13 protein-coding genes are annotated in these 15555 nt (G+C 61.0%); 4 read left to right on the top strand and 9 right to left on the bottom strand.

Annotated elements, in window-relative coordinates:
- Positions 1–177 precede the first annotated feature (177 nt).
- Together ACE3TJ_RS15315 and ACE3TJ_RS15310 are read right to left on the bottom strand one after the other, a co-directional pair.
- Positions 178–1647, bottom strand: coding sequence for a glutamine synthetase family protein (locus tag ACE3TJ_RS15315; RefSeq protein WP_374597637.1), 1470 nt, complete (start codon positions 1645–1647; stop codon positions 178–180).
- Between the two features lies 1 nt (position 1648).
- Positions 1649–2992, bottom strand: a complete 1344-nt coding sequence (locus ACE3TJ_RS15310) for a Rieske 2Fe-2S domain-containing protein (protein ID WP_374597635.1) — start codon at positions 2990–2992, stop codon at positions 1649–1651.
- A gap of 194 nt (positions 2993–3186) precedes the next feature.
- Between ACE3TJ_RS15310 and ACE3TJ_RS15305 the strand changes: the two genes are divergently transcribed.
- On the top strand, positions 3187–4023 hold the full coding sequence (locus ACE3TJ_RS15305; RefSeq protein WP_374597633.1) for an IclR family transcriptional regulator C-terminal domain-containing protein: 837 nt from the start codon (positions 3187–3189) through the stop codon (positions 4021–4023).
- 12 nt (positions 4024–4035) lie between these two features.
- Here ACE3TJ_RS15305 and ACE3TJ_RS15300 read toward each other — a convergent pair whose 3' ends face one another.
- Positions 4036–5340 (bottom strand): NAD(P)/FAD-dependent oxidoreductase, encoded by a 1305-nt coding sequence (locus tag ACE3TJ_RS15300; protein WP_374597631.1) that lies wholly within the window; start codon positions 5338–5340, stop codon positions 4036–4038.
- Between the two features lies 1 nt (position 5341).
- Complete coding sequence (locus ACE3TJ_RS15295) at positions 5342–6706, bottom strand: aspartate aminotransferase family protein (RefSeq protein ID WP_374597629.1); 1365 nt, start codon at positions 6704–6706, stop codon at positions 5342–5344.
- A gap of 296 nt (positions 6707–7002) precedes the next feature.
- Here ACE3TJ_RS15295 and ACE3TJ_RS15290 point away from each other — a divergent pair, with 296 nt between their 5' ends.
- Positions 7003–8130 carry an alanine--glyoxylate aminotransferase family protein gene (locus ACE3TJ_RS15290; protein ID WP_374597627.1) on the top strand — a complete coding sequence of 376 codons (1128 nt, stop codon included), beginning with the start codon at positions 7003–7005 and terminating at the stop codon, positions 8128–8130.
- 218 nt (positions 8131–8348) lie between these two features.
- Here ACE3TJ_RS15290 and ACE3TJ_RS15285 read toward each other — a convergent pair whose 3' ends face one another.
- Together ACE3TJ_RS15285 and traA are read right to left on the bottom strand one after the other, a co-directional pair.
- Positions 8349–8843, bottom strand: a complete 495-nt coding sequence (locus ACE3TJ_RS15285; RefSeq protein ID WP_374597625.1) for a hypothetical protein — start codon at positions 8841–8843, stop codon at positions 8349–8351.
- 10 nt (positions 8844–8853) lie between these two features.
- Positions 8854–11721: a Ti-type conjugative transfer relaxase TraA gene (gene traA, locus ACE3TJ_RS15280; RefSeq protein WP_374597623.1), complete on the bottom strand. Its 2868-nt coding sequence runs from the start codon at positions 11719–11721 to the stop codon at positions 8854–8856.
- A 174-nt stretch (positions 11722–11895) separates the two neighbouring features.
- Here traA and ACE3TJ_RS15275 point away from each other — a divergent pair, with 174 nt between their 5' ends.
- Together ACE3TJ_RS15275 and ACE3TJ_RS15270 are read left to right on the top strand one after the other, a co-directional pair.
- Positions 11896–12219 (top strand): conjugal transfer protein TraD, encoded by a 324-nt coding sequence (locus tag ACE3TJ_RS15275; RefSeq protein ID WP_374597621.1) that lies wholly within the window; start codon positions 11896–11898, stop codon positions 12217–12219.
- Between the two features lie 16 nt (positions 12220–12235).
- The gene (locus ACE3TJ_RS15270) at positions 12236–12454 is read left to right on the top strand and encodes a conjugal transfer protein TraD (protein ID WP_374597619.1); all 219 of its coding nucleotides are present in this window, start codon (positions 12236–12238) and stop codon (positions 12452–12454) included.
- On the opposite strand, the gene ACE3TJ_RS15265 is transcribed toward ACE3TJ_RS15270, so the two are convergent.
- From ACE3TJ_RS15265 to ACE3TJ_RS15255, 3 genes are all read right to left on the bottom strand, one after another.
- On the bottom strand, positions 12451–13926 hold the full coding sequence (locus tag ACE3TJ_RS15265) for a hypothetical protein (RefSeq protein WP_374597617.1): 1476 nt from the start codon (positions 13924–13926) through the stop codon (positions 12451–12453). The two genes, ACE3TJ_RS15270 and ACE3TJ_RS15265, sit on opposite strands and share 4 nt — an antisense overlap.
- Positions 13927–14039: 113 nt before the next feature.
- On the bottom strand, positions 14040–14963 hold the full coding sequence (locus tag ACE3TJ_RS15260) for a HEPN domain-containing protein (RefSeq protein ID WP_374597615.1): 924 nt from the start codon (positions 14961–14963) through the stop codon (positions 14040–14042).
- 84 nt (positions 14964–15047) lie between these two features.
- Positions 15048–15449 carry a sigma factor-like helix-turn-helix DNA-binding protein gene (locus tag ACE3TJ_RS15255; RefSeq protein WP_374597613.1) on the bottom strand — a complete coding sequence of 134 codons (402 nt, stop codon included), beginning with the start codon at positions 15447–15449 and terminating at the stop codon, positions 15048–15050.
- Positions 15450–15555: the final 106 nt, after the last annotated feature.

Raw genomic sequence — 15555 nt, 5'->3', positions numbered from 1 at the left:
TTCCAGGGCTCCCTGATCCTCCCAAGAATCACCAACGCCGAAAGTTCGTTATGCGGATTTTTGTTCACAATACACAAACGCAAATCGAAAACAAGAAAGTTGTAAATTTCGAACATTTGTTCGTAATTTAGATTTCATGTTGCCCACTTTGCCCTGAGGACGCACGCCTCACCGCCTTCAGAACAGGTCGAAATACTCCTTGTGTTCCCAGTCGGTTACGCTCTCGAAGAAGCGGCTGGCCTCTGCTCGCTTTAGCATCAGCAGATAGTCAACCACGTCCGTACCAAGCGACTCACGGTAGAAATCCGAAGCCGCGAAACTGTCGATCGCGGCAAGAATATTGCGCGGCAGGCTGGCGGCATCGGTCTCGTATGGCGCCTCGGTCACATCCGGCCACGGAGTCGGCCGATCGATTCCATCCAGCCCGGAGAGGATCTGCGAGGTGATGTAGAGATAGGGATTGGCAGCCGATTCACCCACCCGGTTCTCGATCCGCGACGCCGGTGAGCCGGGTGCACTGATTACCCGCAGCATGGCGGCGCGATTGTCCCGGCCCATCAGGATACGATCCGGCGCCAGCGAATAGGGCCGGTAGCGCTTGTATCCGTTGATTGTTGGTGTGGTCAGCAGACACGAAGCCTCTGCATGGCGGAGCAACCCATTCGCGAAATCCATGCCGAGCGGAGAAAGCGGCGGCGCATCCCGCCCGCCGCCCGTTTCCGGCGCGAAGGCATTTCCGCCATCTTCAAGCTGGGCGAGAGACTGGTGCAGATGCCAGCCGCTGGAAAAAATATTCGGCAACGCCGGGCGGCACATGAACGTGGCGTGATAACCGTGCCGCGCACAGACCTGTTTGACCGCGGAGCGGAGCAGCATGAAATCGTCCGCAATGCGGATGCCGCGCAGTGGCGCAAAGGTCAGTTCCACCTGGCTCGGCCCGAACTCGACTTCCATGGTGCGCAGCGGCAGGTCGAGTGTCTCGCATACCTTTCGGATGCGCTCGAACATCGGCTCGTGCTGATCGTATCGCTGTTCGGTCAGATACTGGAAGCCCTGCGCGCACAGCGCCACGTCCGGCGGCGTGCCCGGTTGGCCCGAATCGCCGGCGGCCAGCTTCGGATCGATCACGCGGAAGATATGCAGTTCGATCTCCAGCCCGGCGACGTAGGCGAGCCCCCTCGCCTGTAAACGCGCCAGTGCCTGCCGCGCCAGCAAGCGCGTGGAGCAAAACACGGGATGGCCGGACGGATCATAGGCATCGCAAAGCACCCAGCCCGTGGCTTCCGCCCAGGGTAACACACGGAACGTGAGCGGATCGGCTACAAGCAGGAAGTCCGCAGCGCCCGAAAAGCCGGCGAAGTCCCCGCCCGATTTCTGCCAGACCGGGTAAACGGTGCGATGCGACGTATCCTTCAGCAACATGGTGGATGCCATGCCGCAGCCGGAAAACAAGAACTCTTCGAGCGACGCCGCCGTTACCGTCTTGCCGCGCAGCACGCCGTGCTGATCGGGAAAGGAAAAGCGGATCTGCGTGAGGCCCGCTTCGCGAACCGTCGCCAGCATCCGCGCCGCGGCATCGCGCTGCGCATCATCCCAAAGGTCGAAACGGGTGACGAACGAGGATGGCGGAATCGAAAAGTCGCTCATGTCATGCGCGCTCCGTCACGCCGACGCCGCCAGCGGCATCTACCCACGGCGCGTTGGCACGGCGAGCAGCTTCACGGTCACGCCATGCATCGAGCGGCTCGCCCGGTGAAAGCAGAACGTCGATCGCCTGCGGCCCCCGATAGTCACCGCCCGACGATCCGGCCGCGCGCAGCGGCAGATCGTTCTCACCCGCCTCGGCCATGGCGATCGCCTCCATCAGTGCCCGGCGGTATTGAACGATCGCAATATCAGTGGTGGCGAGATGTTCGCGGCTGCGGTCGGTGATTGGGCCCGGCGATTCCACGGCCCACTGGTCGTGTACGTTGATGTCGTCGCCCATGCCCGTGTAGGTCCGCGCCGCTTGTTCGCGCGGATCAAAACCATAAGCATTGTGGCGGTTCTTCAGCGGACGGTAATCGGGCAACTGGTGCTCACGCAGACGTTGTTCGCGCATCGTCGCGGCGTCCACCGGCGCATCGAAGCTGGTGAAGATCGAATACCAGTAGCAACTTTCGTCATCGATGGGCACATGCCACTGCGTGATGGTCATGGTCGGGCTCATCGGAATGCAGATGGCGTGCGGAAATATCTGGTTCGTTACGCGCACATGGGTGCCGATCGGCGTTTCGCGAATGCTGGCGATCTGCATACCATAATCGGTACGCGAAGGCTTGATCTTCGGACGGGGATATTCCCGCAGCAACTGCGTCATCGGCAGATCGCTATCCACGGCACCCCGGTCGCGGAACTGGCGACCGTAGCTCTGGCTTGTGTCCTCGTCTTCGAAGAAGCGATGCAAGAATGAAGCGTGCGCGGGATCGACCCCAACTTCGGCCGCCTGCAACCAGTTGCACTCCCAAAGCCCCTTGAAGGCGAAGCTGTGGCTGTCGGGCGCGACAAAACAATCCAGATCGGGGAAGGCGGGCGGCGTGTCCGGCCCCATGTAGACCCAGATGATACCCTTGCGTTCAACGCAGGGGTAGGCATTGGCTGCAACAGCACGTGGCGGCTTGTCGCCCGCCGGTTCCGCCGGCCGCTCGAGACAGGTGCCGTCGGTCGAAAAAAGCCAGCCATGAAACGGGCAGCGCAGGCCGCCGTTCTCACACCGACCATATGCCAGATCGACCCCTCTATGCGTGCAATAGCGTCCGATCGCACCAAGCTCTCCGGCTTGGTTACGGAACAGGACGAGATCCTCGCCAAGCAGGCGGATGCCGCGCACCGGACGATCCACGGGCAGTTCTTCGCTGAGCGCGGCAGGCTGCCAATAAAGGCGCATAAGTTTGCCCGCGGGCTCGCCTCTTCCAATCCGCGTGAGACGATGATTCTCTGCCGCCGTCAGCATGGCGCCCCTCCTTCGGTACGAAATGGATTCAATCTTCGATTTGACATTTCGGCGTATGTTCGCATACCGAACATACGTTCGTGATATTTTGTTTGCTTGATCGCCGTCGCGCGAGCGGCAAGATAGGATCGCGGATCAATTGTCGTCGAACCATCCGCGGAGGCTTGGGTCGCCGCACGAACAAGGGGCAGGTAATGAAGAAGAAACAGCCGGTGAAAACGGAAGAGGACGAACGCCCGCGCGACTTTGTCAGTTCGCTCGTGCACGGCCTTAACGTTCTTGGCGCCTTCGCCGGCATCCGACCCAGGATGACGCTTACCGAGGTCGCCGAAATGACAGATATGACCCGTGCCGGCGCACGGCGCTACCTGTTGACGCTTGCCCATCTTGGCTATCTCGCCAAGGACGGGCGCGAATTCCGCCTGACCCCGAAGGTGCTCGAACTCGGCTATGCCTATCTTGCGGGTACGCCGCTTTGGGGCCTTGCACAGCCGTTTCTCGACGAACTGACAGAGACCATAGTGCAATCGTCCGCGCTGTCCGTGCTCGACGGAAGAGAATCGGTTTACATCGCGCAGTCCACTGCGGAGCGCATGTTGTCGGTCCGCGTGCCTGTCGGCCGCAGGCTGCCCGCGCTCTATACCTCCGCAGGGCGCATCATCCTTGCCCACATGAGCGAGGAGGCGCTGGAGAAGTTCATCTTCGGAGCTCCGCTGACCCCCTTCAACGAGCGCAGCATCCGCGACCCCAAGCTGCTGATGGAAGAATTGCACCACATTCGTGCGCAGGGGTTCTGCGTTCTCGATCAGGAGGTCGAGATCGGCATTCGCACGGTGGCCGTGCCGATCCTCAACCCCTCGGGCGAGGTTGAGGCTGCCGCCATCATACTCACCGACATTGCTACCGTCAGCACGGAGATGCTGACCGAGCAATATCTCCCCGCGCTGAGAAAGGCCGCGAAGAACATCCAAGACTCGCTGCACGCGCTGCCGCTGACGCCGCGGAACCTGAAGCAGCTGGAGATCGTCTGACGACATCGCTGTTCAGCCGCGCACCGAAAAACTGCTCTTGCTGTTGAGATCGCGGAGCCGGGAAAAGGCACCCAAATCGATCGGTAAACCCGTATAGGTGCCTGTGATGGAAAGCGGCCGCGCATCGTGATCGAGACCGGCTTCACAGGCATCGATCAGCGTCGCCATCAGCACGCCGACAACGCCGGCGTTCTTGAACTGGTGGCCGCTGGTACCGATTGCCATGTAAAAGCCGGGAAGGCTGGACCGATCGTAGATCGGCGTCCAGTCGTCCGACACGTCGTACATGTCGACAACGCCCTTGCCCTGATTCGGAATTGGCAGAGTGGGCATACGGCGCGCGAAGCGGTAAACTTGTGTTTTCCAAAACACGTCGGTGATGTTGCGATCCACCGTGTCAGGGTCGTCCACCCAAGTTTTCTCGTCGCAAACCGGATCAGTGGAACCAATCGAGATGGTCCGCCCGGTTTCGGGGCGCAGATAGACACCGGCGTCGGGATCCGACATCACCGGCATATCGGTGATCGGGTCGAAGCCTTGCGGCGCGGGAACATGATGCACTTCGCGGCGGAGCGCACGCGTGCGAACACTCATGTCCTCTTCTACGCCCGCCATCCGATTGATGATCGCGGAGTGCGGACCGGCGACATTGACCACGATATCCGCCTCGATCACTTCGCCGCTGACTAGCGTTACGCCGCAGACACGCCCACCCCGGCGATCGATGGAGGCGACTTCCCGGTTGAACATGAATGTCGCGCCGGCTCGCCGCGCGGCGTCGTAGAGATTCCGTGCGGCGAGCTGCGGATCGGTGACGTAACCGCCCTGCGGTAGATAAACGCCTCCCTCCAGAGTCGCTTGTTGCTCCGAATAGAAGGCCGGATCATCAAGGCTGACGGGCGGACCGAGGCGGTGCAGATCAAGCAGCGGCAGCCGCTCGCGAATCTGGTCGAGACTCCATTCCTCGTACGAAATGCCGAGCTGACGATAGAGTTCGATCGTCTCTCGCCGGTCGTCCGCGCTTGTGCGCAGCACGAGATGGCCGGTTTCGAGATAGCGCGAAAGGTCTTCTTCGGTGCCCGCGCCCAGGAATCCCGCCCAGTCTTTCCAGTAGTGATAACCTTCATATGCGAGGGAGACGGTGGGAAGGGTGGAGTAGGTGAAGCGAACGATGGCGCAACTGCTGCTGGTCGATCCATAACCGGGCGCAGGCAGCTTATCGATGTCGATCACCCTGTACCCTGCCTTCGCAAGCGCATAGGCGATCGAGCAGCCGAGCACGCCCGCACCGATGATGACGGCGGTTTTCTCTGCCATATCAGGCCACCCCAGCTTCGGAGGCGAACCACGCGGCGCTCTTTTCTAAAGCCTCCACGATCTTCTCCACCTCTCTGCGCCCGGCACACAGCGGCGGGCCGAATTCGGCAACGGCAAACGTACGCATCAGAACGCCCTCTTCGCGCATCTTTGCCGTGAACTTCGCCGACAGCATGTCGGATGGCGCGAACGGCTGGCCGGTCTTCTTGTCGCGCACCAGTTCCACTGCAGCGAGCAGCCCCTTGCCGCGCACATCGCCGATGATTGGGCTGCGCTTCTGCACGTCCTTCAGGCCTTCGAGCAGATAGTCGCCCATCACGCGCGAATTCTCGATCATGCCTTCGTTTTCCATGATCTCGATGTTCTTGAGGGCGCCCGCGGCCGAGGCCGCGTGCCCTCCGAAACTGATGACGTGGTTGAGGCCGGATTCGCGACCACCCGCCGCCTCGAAGCGGCTTGTCACCCTGGGGCTGGTTACCGTGGCGCCCATCGGGGCGTAACCGCTGGTGAGCCCCTTGGCCATCGTCATGATGTCCGGTGTGACGCCCCAGTGCTCACTGGCGAACATTTTCCCCGTACGTCCGAAGCCGTTAATGACCTCGTCCAGAATGAGAAGAATGCCGTATTTGTCACAGATTTCGCGCAGCACCGGCAGATACTCGTCCGGTGGCAGATAGATCGAAGCAGCGGACGGGATTGGCTCTGCGATGATAGCAGCGATCGTATCCGGCCCTTCGTGGAGAATGATCTTCTCCATCGTCCGTGCGCATTGGATACGACACGCAGGATAGGTCTGCTCGAGCTCACAGCGATAGCAATTGTGGTGGGGCGCTTGAAGCGTACCGGGAACGAGTGGTGCAAAAATCTTGCTGTTGAAATCGTGGCTCGCTCCCGTGATGCTCATCGCGTAGTGGGTTGAGCCATGATACGAACCGTGGCGACTTATGACCTTGGTTCGTTTTTGGTCACCGCCGAGCCAGTGATACTGCTTGGCGATCTTCAGAGCCGTTTCGACAGCCTCTGAGCCTCCCGATGTGAAGAATACACGGCTGAGATCCCCGGGCGTGATTTCCGCAATCTTCTCGGCGAGCTTTACAGTCGGTTCTGCCGCGAAGTTGTAAGGGGTGACGTATGCAAGCTTTGCCGCCTGCTCCGCCATGGCATCGGCAATTTCTTTGCGGCCGTGACCCACATTGGTGACAAAGGCGCCACCCGAAAGGGCGTCGAGGTACACATCGCCCCCAACCTCGGTCAGATAACAGCCTTCCCCCCTCTCGAAGACCATCATGCCGCCCGGCGACCTCAGGGCGGCTGGAGGCGTCACGTGAAACCAGATCTTGTCTAGAGCGCGTTCCCTCAGATCCATGGCTTTCCCTCATTGACGTAATTATTTTTTACGAACATAAATTCGTTATACGAACATTTCTCATGCATTTTGCAGCTTGGCAAGGGGTGAAAGTACGGATCGCGTGGAATGACGCGCAAATTATTGAAATGTGGCCGTCTAAAAGATGAACGACATGCGGGGATTGCACGGCGTCGAGCGGCGCCAGGATCGGGCGCGGGCCAAATAAGATATTCGTTTACGGAAGATCGGATCACCCGTTGCGAAACACCCCGGCGATTCCCGGATCAGGTACAAAACGAAGGATGAGGAAACGGATGCCAGCACTACGTCCCGACATCGACCCTGACGGGTTGCTCGAATATTCTGTCGTCTTCACAGACCGTTCGCTCAATCACATGAGCGAAGCCTTCCAGAAGGTAATGCACGACATTCACGGTATACTTTGCGAAACATACGGGGCTCAGCGCGCTGTGGTTGTTCCGGGTGGAGGTACGTATGCCATGGAAGCCGTGGCGCGACAGTTCGCCACTGACGCCCGGGTAATGGTGATTCGCAACGGGCTCTTTTCCTATCGGTGGAGTCAGATTTTCGAAGCGGGCAGCATACCCGTCGAAGAGATTGTGATGAAAGCTTGTCGAAAGGGCGACACCATCGACGCACCTTTTTCTCCCGCCCCGATCGAAGACGTGGTCGCGCGTATCCATGCTGAACGGCCCGCCGTTCTTTTTGCACCTCATGTTGAAACTGCTTCCGGTATGATCCTGCCCGACAGCTATGTTCGCGCGCTTGCTGATGCCGTTCATGCCGTCGATGGGTTATTCATTCTCGATTGCATCGCTTCCGGTTGCGTCTGGGTCGATATGGAAACTTCCGGTGTCGACGTCTTGATTTCAGCGCCGCAAAAAAGCTGGTCGGCTCCGCCATCCGCCGGGCTTGTCATGATGAACGCGGCTGCATTGGAACGCTGCCGTTCAGGACGCTCCACAAGCTTCGCGGCCAACCTTGGCAAGTGGCTCGAGATCACGGAGGCCTATCTGAACGGGGGTTATGCCTATCATGCAACCATGCCGACGGATGCTTTGAAGACGTTGAGGGATGCCATGTTGGAAACGCGAGCTTCCGGTCTGGAATACCTGCGTGAGGCTCAATGGGAGCTCGGCAATGGTGTCCGCGCCATGTTGGGCGGCTACGGGATACGATCAGTTTCTGCGGAAGGTTTTGGCGCACCCGGTGTCGTTGTATCCTTCACTAGCCAACCAGAGATACAAAGCGGGAGAAAATTCTCCGAAATTGGCGTGCAGATCGCAGCTGGTGTGCCGCTCATGATAGATGAGGGGGCCGACTATCGCAGCTTCCGACTCGGACTGTTCGGCCTGGACAAACTTCGCGATGTTGACGCGAGCCTAAGCCGAATTAAATCGGCCTTCGACCAAGTATTTTGACCGAAGCCCTTCCGAAGAATCACACTTCGGCGCGATAGGGACAAATGGTGCGATCCTCCCGCTTCAAACCTTGTCAGAGATTGGATCAGTACGTGAGCTCTCTGCAGAATTCACGTTCGAGCGTCGGAAAGGTTCCACGTTTACATGTGCATAGTCGAAAGCGTGATCTGTAAATTGCGATTGCAGCCGTGTGAGGCAATAGCGGTTCACGTCCGGCGTTAGTTGGCGCTCCTTGGGATACCTTCGGTAGCGATCGTGCTATGGGATGCATTCCATTCAACGGCAGCGGTAGTGCAGGCAATGCCGAGGATTGCGCCGATCACAATCCCAAGAATCGCAGACCACCTCACGGTGCGTTGTTGGGCTTGCGCCGTCCGTGCCGTCGCGAGTGCGGCCTCGATCTGACGCGCTGCGCCTGTCATCCCGTTCTGCGCATGACCGAGCAGCCGAGCGTCCTCCGCGCGTACCTGCTCGCTGGCGCGCAGGATCCGCTGCGCCAAGGCCTCGGGGGTCAGTTGAAGCGCCGGCGCGTTGGCCATGGTGCCGAGCGCTGCATTCTGCTCCTTGATGCGTTCCCCGACCCCGGCGAGCGCGCCGCTGTAATCGGGCTGTGCCTTCTGCTCGGCGGCAAGCCCTTCGAGCGCACGGCGGAGCAGCGCCACCTCGCGCCTGAGCGCCTCAAACGCCTCTGCCGGGGATGAGTCGGTCGTCATGAGCATGAGCCTAACGGCTGAGCCCTCTTCCGCGCGAGAGGCCGAACCAGTCTGAGAGCTCCCGGGACAGCCCGCGCTCCGGTTCCATGCCGATACCGAGCCCGAGCTCGCGGGCGCGTGGCCGAAGGAGTGATTCCATCTGCGCGTCGCGCTCGAGACTCTTGGCGAGCCCGGCCATGCCCGCGCTGATCTTCGGGAGCTTGTACTCCTCGCCCCAGAACCGGGCATGTTCCTGCTGCTTCCGGAGCCGCGTCCATTCTGCGACGAACCGGTCGGCCCGGTACGCGGGGTCGCTGCGGACACGCTCGGCCTCGTCGAGGAGGGCGCGCGCCTGCCGCACATCGCCGCGCGCCATCGTGTCCAGCAAGTTCAGGTCCGCGCGCCATGCGTTCCGAAGGTCGCGCGCCGCGCCGGGCCGGATCGCATCGAGCGCGGCCTCGTCGCGTTCGTGCAGGACGCGCAAGGGTTCGCTCATCGGTACGCCTGCGATGCCCATCTCGCGGACCTTGTGCACCGTGCGCGCGTACTGCTCGACCGCAGGCTCGAGCTGCGGCTTCGGTGCCTGGATGGGGGTGCTTTTGAGCTGGAGCCCCTCGAACATGTCGCGGACCTTGACCGCGACCGCCTTGACCCGCTCCCGAAGCGTGATGCCGCGCCTTGCGGCGAACGCCTCCGTTTTGTCGGCAACGGGGCCGTAATCCCCGACCATGTCCTTGCCGCGATCGCGTGCCATTGTGCGGATCAGCTGCTGCTCGTTCTTGAACGTCTCCTTGCCGTAATAGAGGTCCACGCGCTCCCTGTGACGTGACAGCGCCACATAGGCACCGTGCCGGTCCATGCCCTGCGTTGCGAGGACATAGGCCCTGCCGACGGTGACGCCCTGCGCCTTGTGGATCGTGGCGGCATAGCCATGGTCGATGTCGGTATAGAGCTTCGTGTCGAAGCTGAGGCTCCTACCATCATCGAGCATCACCGCCATGCGGGCCTGCGTCACACTCTCGACTCTGCCGAGCGAGCCGTTCTTCACCCCAAGGCTCTTTTCGTTCCGGAGGAACATCACCCGATCGCCGCGCGCGAACGGCTTTGGGCCTTTCGTCGTTTCCACACGGCCGTCATCACCCAGCTGTTTTCCCAGCCGCAGGCGCTGCCGTGCAAGCGCGTTGAGTTCCGCGACGTCGGCGCGCGTGTGCGCGAGGATGAGCCGGCTCTTCTGCGGCGCCGCCTTCCGGTCCTTGTCCCAGCGATCGATCAGCTGTTTCTTCGCGTCGGCTTCGGTTGGTGCGGCATGGATGCGATCATGTGCCTTGAACGCATGGACCGCCTCCGCGGTTCTCCCGGTGGCGAGCTGCCGGACGGCATCGCGCTGCCAGGCGTCGTGCTGACGGCGGATCTCGGTGACCTCGACCCCGCCATGGTGCTCATGGATGCTGCGGAACGCGGCGCCCGCCTCGATCGCCTGCAGCTGCTCGGGATCGCCCACCAGCACCACCTTCGCGCCGACCTCGCTCGCATGTGACAGTACGCGTTCCATCTGCCGCGTTCCGATCATGCCCGCCTCGTCGATGACGAGCACGTCGCGCGGCGTGAGATGATCGGTGCCGTTTGCCCAGGCGTGCTCCTGCGCCGCGATCGTGCGCGACGCGATGCGCGATCCCGCTTCAAGGTTCTCGGCGGCGATGCCGGAGAGAGCGAGACCGTGCACATGGTAGCCCGCATCCTCCCACGCTTCACGTGCCACGCCGAGCAATGCCGACTTTCCCGTTCCGGCGTACCCGACAATGACGCCGAGGCCCTTCGCTTCGGTCACATGATCGAGCGCGGCGCGCTGTTCGGACGAGAGCACGAGCCCGTGCCGCTCGGCGCGCGCGACAGCATGGTCGCGCAGCAGGTCGCGGACATTATGCTTCTGCTGTTCGTGCAGGCGCTCTGTGGCGTGTCCCAGCCGCTGCTCGGTCTCCAGCATCGCGCGGGACGTGAACCGCTCCTGCTCGCGGCCATCCTTGCCCAAGGCGACGAGCGCCGGCGAGGCTTCAACGGCGGCGAGGACACGGTCGAACTGGTCCTTGCCGTCGCTGTGCCGGTGCACGAACATCGCGAGGTCGCGCCGCGTGAACGTCGACTGCTGTTGCGTCAGGGCATCAAGGGCAAGTTCAGGGCTGCGAAGCAGCCGCTCGCCGTTGGCGCGCGCGATGGCGCGGTGCTCCTCGAGACGCTCGCCCGTAAGCCCCACATCCGCCATGCGCGCGGCTGCCGGGCCGATCTTGTTCTGGGGCTCAAGGTCGATGCCCTGCGCCTCGAGGCTGCGGTGATCGACGGTGACATCGATATCGCGCTCGGCGAGTGCGCGGTTGAGGTGCTGCGCCCAGGCTTCGCGCCAGTGTTCGAGAAGCTGCGTGCTGTTCCAGTCGCGCACCTTCGCGCCGAAGCCGTTTTCATCGACTTCGCGCATCGTGAGCATGACGTGGGCGTGGGGCTTCGCGAGCCCATCGGCGCCGATGTCCCAGTGCACGTTGAGATCGGCGCACATGCCGCGCTCGACGAACGCGCGGGCCACGAAGTCGCGCGCCACCTGAACCGCGTCGGCCTGTTCCAGCTCGCGCGGCAGCGCGAACTCGACCTCACGCGCGAGCTGTGCGTCCTTGCGTACCTCGACGGCCTCGACGCTGTTCCAGAGCGCTTCGCGATTCCGAAGCTGTTCGGGGGCGTTCTCCGGCAGCAACACTTCGGAGTGGATGACCCCGGCCTTGTTGGTGAAGTCGTGATGGCGATCGAGGCGCTGGTCGTGGAGCCGCGAGGCTGAGCGGTACGCGGCGGACGCGAGCGCGCTGGCGCCGGTCGACCGGCTGATGATCTTCGCGCTGAAGTGATAGATCGCCATGGCGGCACACGATCTACACCCCCAAAGCCACGTCGGCACGACGTATAAGCGCGCCCTCACAAGATCGAAGCTCGCGAGGGACCGGGTGGTCTCACACGGGTTCTGCCTCTTTACCGCGCGCCAGAACGACTCGTAGCGTTGGGCACATCACCGCAAATGGAAGGACCCCATCCCATGCGCAGGCCCCGTGACTATGATACCGAGATGAAGCTGCTCGCTGACAAGGCGAAAGCGCTTCAGGACCGCAAGCTTCGCGAGCTTGGGCAGCTGGTCTCGGCGACGGGCGCCGATAGCCTCGGGATCGATGTGCTTGCGGGTGTGCTGGTCAACGCCGTCGCCACGACAAACATGGTGCAGAAGGAGGAATGGCGCACGGCTGGCGCGGCGTTTTTTCTGCGGGGGAAATTCGCTCAAGCTGCGGCTGCGAAAGACACTGTGCGCCGAGCGAAAGCTCCGGGCATTGCGCCACCGGCTGCAGGCACAGCGGGCGCGGGCTGATACGCGGGACTGGGTGGTGAAACGCCGCGCGCGGACGCGACGCCTCATCGAACTCGGTGGGCTTATCGTCAAGGCCAGACTCGATGTGCTGGTCGATGATGATCGGGCAGCGATTTACGGTGCGCTGCTCGGGATCGTGCAACAAGGGGAAGGCGAGCGGAGGGAAGGGTTGGTTGCACTCTGGCGGCGCAAGGGGAAACGAGCGTTCGAGGTAGAAACAATAGGAGGTGACTAACGCTCCAGTTCGTCTGTACCACTTGATGATGGCCACCAAGGCAATATGTCACCGATGCGTTCTCGAAAGGGATATGGCCGCGTAACAGATGGTTCTGAGACATGTGCCACCGACAGAATCCAGCCCTTCTTTTTTCCGAAGGAGAGCTCTCGACACGCATCAATAAATGTGGTGGCAGTCCCATTCTGCAGTGCGAACTCGACGTCGTCGATCAGGCACACAGGAACGTGACAACGATCAGCGGTTTCAATGCTGCCCTCTTTATCAGCAAGCGCATGCGCAGCGGCGAAAACTTTCTCTTCCTGGTTTCGTGCCATTGTCAGCCATGGGTCCACCGTCAACAGAATGCCCAGGCAATCGGATCGAACAGGGGGTGTCCCGCTTATGCCTCGTCGAGCATGTGACAAGAAACGCCAAATTTGGAAGATGCCCTTGGCAATCTCGGCATAACCCGTTGCGGCATCAGTGATGGGATCTTCGGAGAAGCGGGCCTCAAAGGTCATTCGCTTCGCCTTGCATTCAGCGATGAGGATTACCTCGTTGCCATCCGAAACCAGTACATCTGGTGTGCGCTGGCGAATCTTTTTCGGACCATAGGAGTATTCGCCACGAACCGTGTAAGGCGCAAGCATTATGGATAGATAGTTGACGCAATATTGCTCGAAACGCTCACCAATCTCTGACCATACAGTTGGGCCACCACCCACCACGTCGAGATAATGCCCACCCGTAACGCGCTCGAGGATTAGCGCTGGGAGGGGAGCACGCAATCGTTCATTATAAGTCCCGAAAGCAATGATGGGAAAATTGCGAAGAATGCTAGGTTTGTATGCGGTATGCAGGTTCGTCGCACGCATACAGCGGGCGCGAGCGCGGGCATCGTTATGGCTAATAGCGACCCGCGACAGTGCTCGCTCGCGGACCTCTGGCGTGATCGAAATCGAGGACAGGTCTGTATTTCGGTTGACGCCATCGGAGCGGTCTAGCGCTCTGGCGAGCCAAACTCCCACTTTGACAAAGTCAGCGGTTGTCAGCCCCACGTCGCATTCAAAATAATCGGCGGCGCTGCCGGTGCCATAGAGCAGAAGTGAACGGTAGAATGATGGACTATTTCCCATGCCGCGTTGCCAAGGAAACTGTCGCTGGCCAAGCCGATGCATCTCCGTGAAGACATCGTGCTTTTCGAGAAATATACCGTCCTCAGCATTCTCGAGTGCGATGATCAAGTTCGTCAGAATGCGTAGCACCGCATAACTGTCGGAACGAAGTTCGCGAGATGTTCCCGTGGCGGGTACCCGGTGCTTCGGCGTACATAATAATTCGTTTATAAAGGTCTCGAGAGTCCAGGGTGCAATATAGTACTTGGATCCGATCTCTGCGCCGACTGCGTCTTCAGGCAGGTCAAGCACTGAATGCCGCGCACCCGAATTGCCGCCAAGCACCGCACCTATCTTTGTGACGAGCCGGATCATCGGCTCATCCTTGCTATAACCAAGCAGCTTCTCAAGTTTACGCCGACGAAGGTCCCGGCTGAGGCGACTCATCTATAGTCCGATACGTTGGTCAGGCATGATGCCGCGTGCTTTCAGCCCCTCGCCGTCGCTTCCAGCTCGGCAATCCGCTCGCTGCAGACGGCATGGACGACGCGGCCGAGCTCCTCGACCTGCTCGCCGAGCCACGTGAGCTCTTCCTCGCTGATACGGTAGTGCTTCGAGTAGCGGGCCTTCACATAGGCCTGCTTCAGCTTCTCGAACATCGCCCGCTGCTTGCGGTTGTCTTCGGGCCAGACATACATCAATCGACGGTCGATGAGGTTTGCCTGCGACCGCAGAAAACCCAGATTGTGGACGTGAGGAGTGTAGAACGTGCACACCAAAAGCACGCAGTGATAGAGGCGTTCAACAGCTTGGTGTAGCTGGAAGGCCGCGTTATTCCGCCGGCCCTTTCCCAGATTGAACTTGTAATTGTCGAAAAACTCGACCCCGCTGGGTAGCCACTCATCAAAGTATTCCCGCGCCATTTTGAGCGCGTCCTTCGGCGTCTTGGGCTTCGGCGTAAGGAGCACGCTGTCATCGCTCTGGTAGAGCGCGATGCCGTCATTGGCGACGTCCATGAAGAAATACCGGCCATGCGCGAGGCCATCGTTCACTTCCTGCAGCGTGTGCACGATGAAGTTGACCGGGGTCTTGATGCTCTTCGTAATGCCGTATTCGCGGTGGAAGCGCTCCTCGGCCTTCGCCCAGTATTTCACATAGTCGGTGAGCCGCTTGTCGTTGACGATGACGAGGAGATCGAAGTCGGACTTGTAGCCCTTGGCGGTGTGCGGCTCGTCGACCCAGCCGCCGCGTGCGTAGCTGCCGTAGAGGATGACCTTGGTGATGCGGCCCTTCTTCTTCCACTGGTGCTGGGCAAGCGCGAGGGTGTCATTGAACTCCTCGAACAGAATCCCGACGACGCATTCGAGCTCGCGCTGCTTTGTGGGCGGAAGATGATCGAGGCTCGTGCGCATGGGACACCTTCCTAGCAACTCAGGCATGACTTTGCACTGCAAGAACAGGCTGTTGCCGTAAGGATGGGCGCCGCAACCCCCTGATCAGAGGGTTGCGGCCCTGTGCAGCGCCACCAGCGCCGCCGCCATGCGGGTTTCCACGTCGCGGACCGAGAGGCCGAGCCGCAACGCGATCCTGTCGTTGAGCAGCCCGTCCCAGGCAAGCTCCATGACCTGCTGCGATACCGGGTCGAGCGCTGCGAGCGCTTCCCGGTAGGGCTTGCCGATCTTCACGATGTGCCGGATGGCCCTGCGCATATGCCAGCGCACGCGCCACTCGCCGATGCCCAGCTCAGCGGCGATCTCGGCGTAAGACTGGCCTTCGACCCTGTGGGCTATGAACACCAGCAGCGTCCGTTCGGGCAGTCGCCTAAGCCATGCCCTCATCACCGCGTGACGATCCCGCTCAAGGGGCACGCCGGGTTCAGATACAGATTTGCCGTTCATGATCCTTCTCCTGCCAACAGCCGTGGCCCCGGCCGGAAGGGCGGGGGCGGGCGGCAGGAACGGGGTCAGGCGGGCTGCATGAGGCGGCCTGCACCCGAAGGGCTGG

The sequence above is a fragment of the Sphingosinicella sp. genome, assembly GCF_041916975.1.
In the GTDB taxonomy this organism is placed as follows: domain Bacteria; phylum Pseudomonadota; class Alphaproteobacteria; order Sphingomonadales; family Sphingomonadaceae; genus Sphingosinicella.
This window is presented reverse-complemented; position numbering and strand designations above follow the sequence as displayed.

Bases quoted from the DNA above. Each gene is read 5' to 3' on its own strand.
- ACE3TJ_RS15305 (WP_374597633.1), top strand. From the start codon at position 3,187: ATGAAGAAGAAACAGCCGGTGAAAACGGAAGAGGACGAACGCCCGCGC.
- ACE3TJ_RS15265 (WP_374597617.1), bottom strand. From the start codon at position 13,926: ATGATCCGGCTCGTCACAAAGATAGGTGCGGTGCTTGGCGGCAATTCG.
- ACE3TJ_RS15315 (WP_374597637.1), bottom strand. From the start codon at position 1,647: ATGAGCGACTTTTCGATTCCGCCATCCTCGTTCGTCACCCGTTTCGAC.
- ACE3TJ_RS15275 (WP_374597621.1), top strand. From the start codon at position 11,896: ATGCGCAGGCCCCGTGACTATGATACCGAGATGAAGCTGCTCGCTGAC.
- ACE3TJ_RS15290 (WP_374597627.1), top strand. From the start codon at position 7,003: ATGCCAGCACTACGTCCCGACATCGACCCTGACGGGTTGCTCGAATAT.
- traA (WP_374597623.1), bottom strand. From the start codon at position 11,721: ATGGCGATCTATCACTTCAGCGCGAAGATCATCAGCCGGTCGACCGGC.
- ACE3TJ_RS15260 (WP_374597615.1), bottom strand. From the start codon at position 14,963: ATGCGCACGAGCCTCGATCATCTTCCGCCCACAAAGCAGCGCGAGCTC.
- ACE3TJ_RS15300 (WP_374597631.1), bottom strand. From the start codon at position 5,340: ATGGCAGAGAAAACCGCCGTCATCATCGGTGCGGGCGTGCTCGGCTGC.
- ACE3TJ_RS15295 (WP_374597629.1), bottom strand. From the start codon at position 6,706: ATGGATCTGAGGGAACGCGCTCTAGACAAGATCTGGTTTCACGTGACG.
- ACE3TJ_RS15285 (WP_374597625.1), bottom strand. From the start codon at position 8,843: ATGACGACCGACTCATCCCCGGCAGAGGCGTTTGAGGCGCTCAGGCGC.
- ACE3TJ_RS15255 (WP_374597613.1), bottom strand. From the start codon at position 15,449: ATGAACGGCAAATCTGTATCTGAACCCGGCGTGCCCCTTGAGCGGGAT.
- ACE3TJ_RS15310 (WP_374597635.1), bottom strand. From the start codon at position 2,992: ATGCTGACGGCGGCAGAGAATCATCGTCTCACGCGGATTGGAAGAGGC.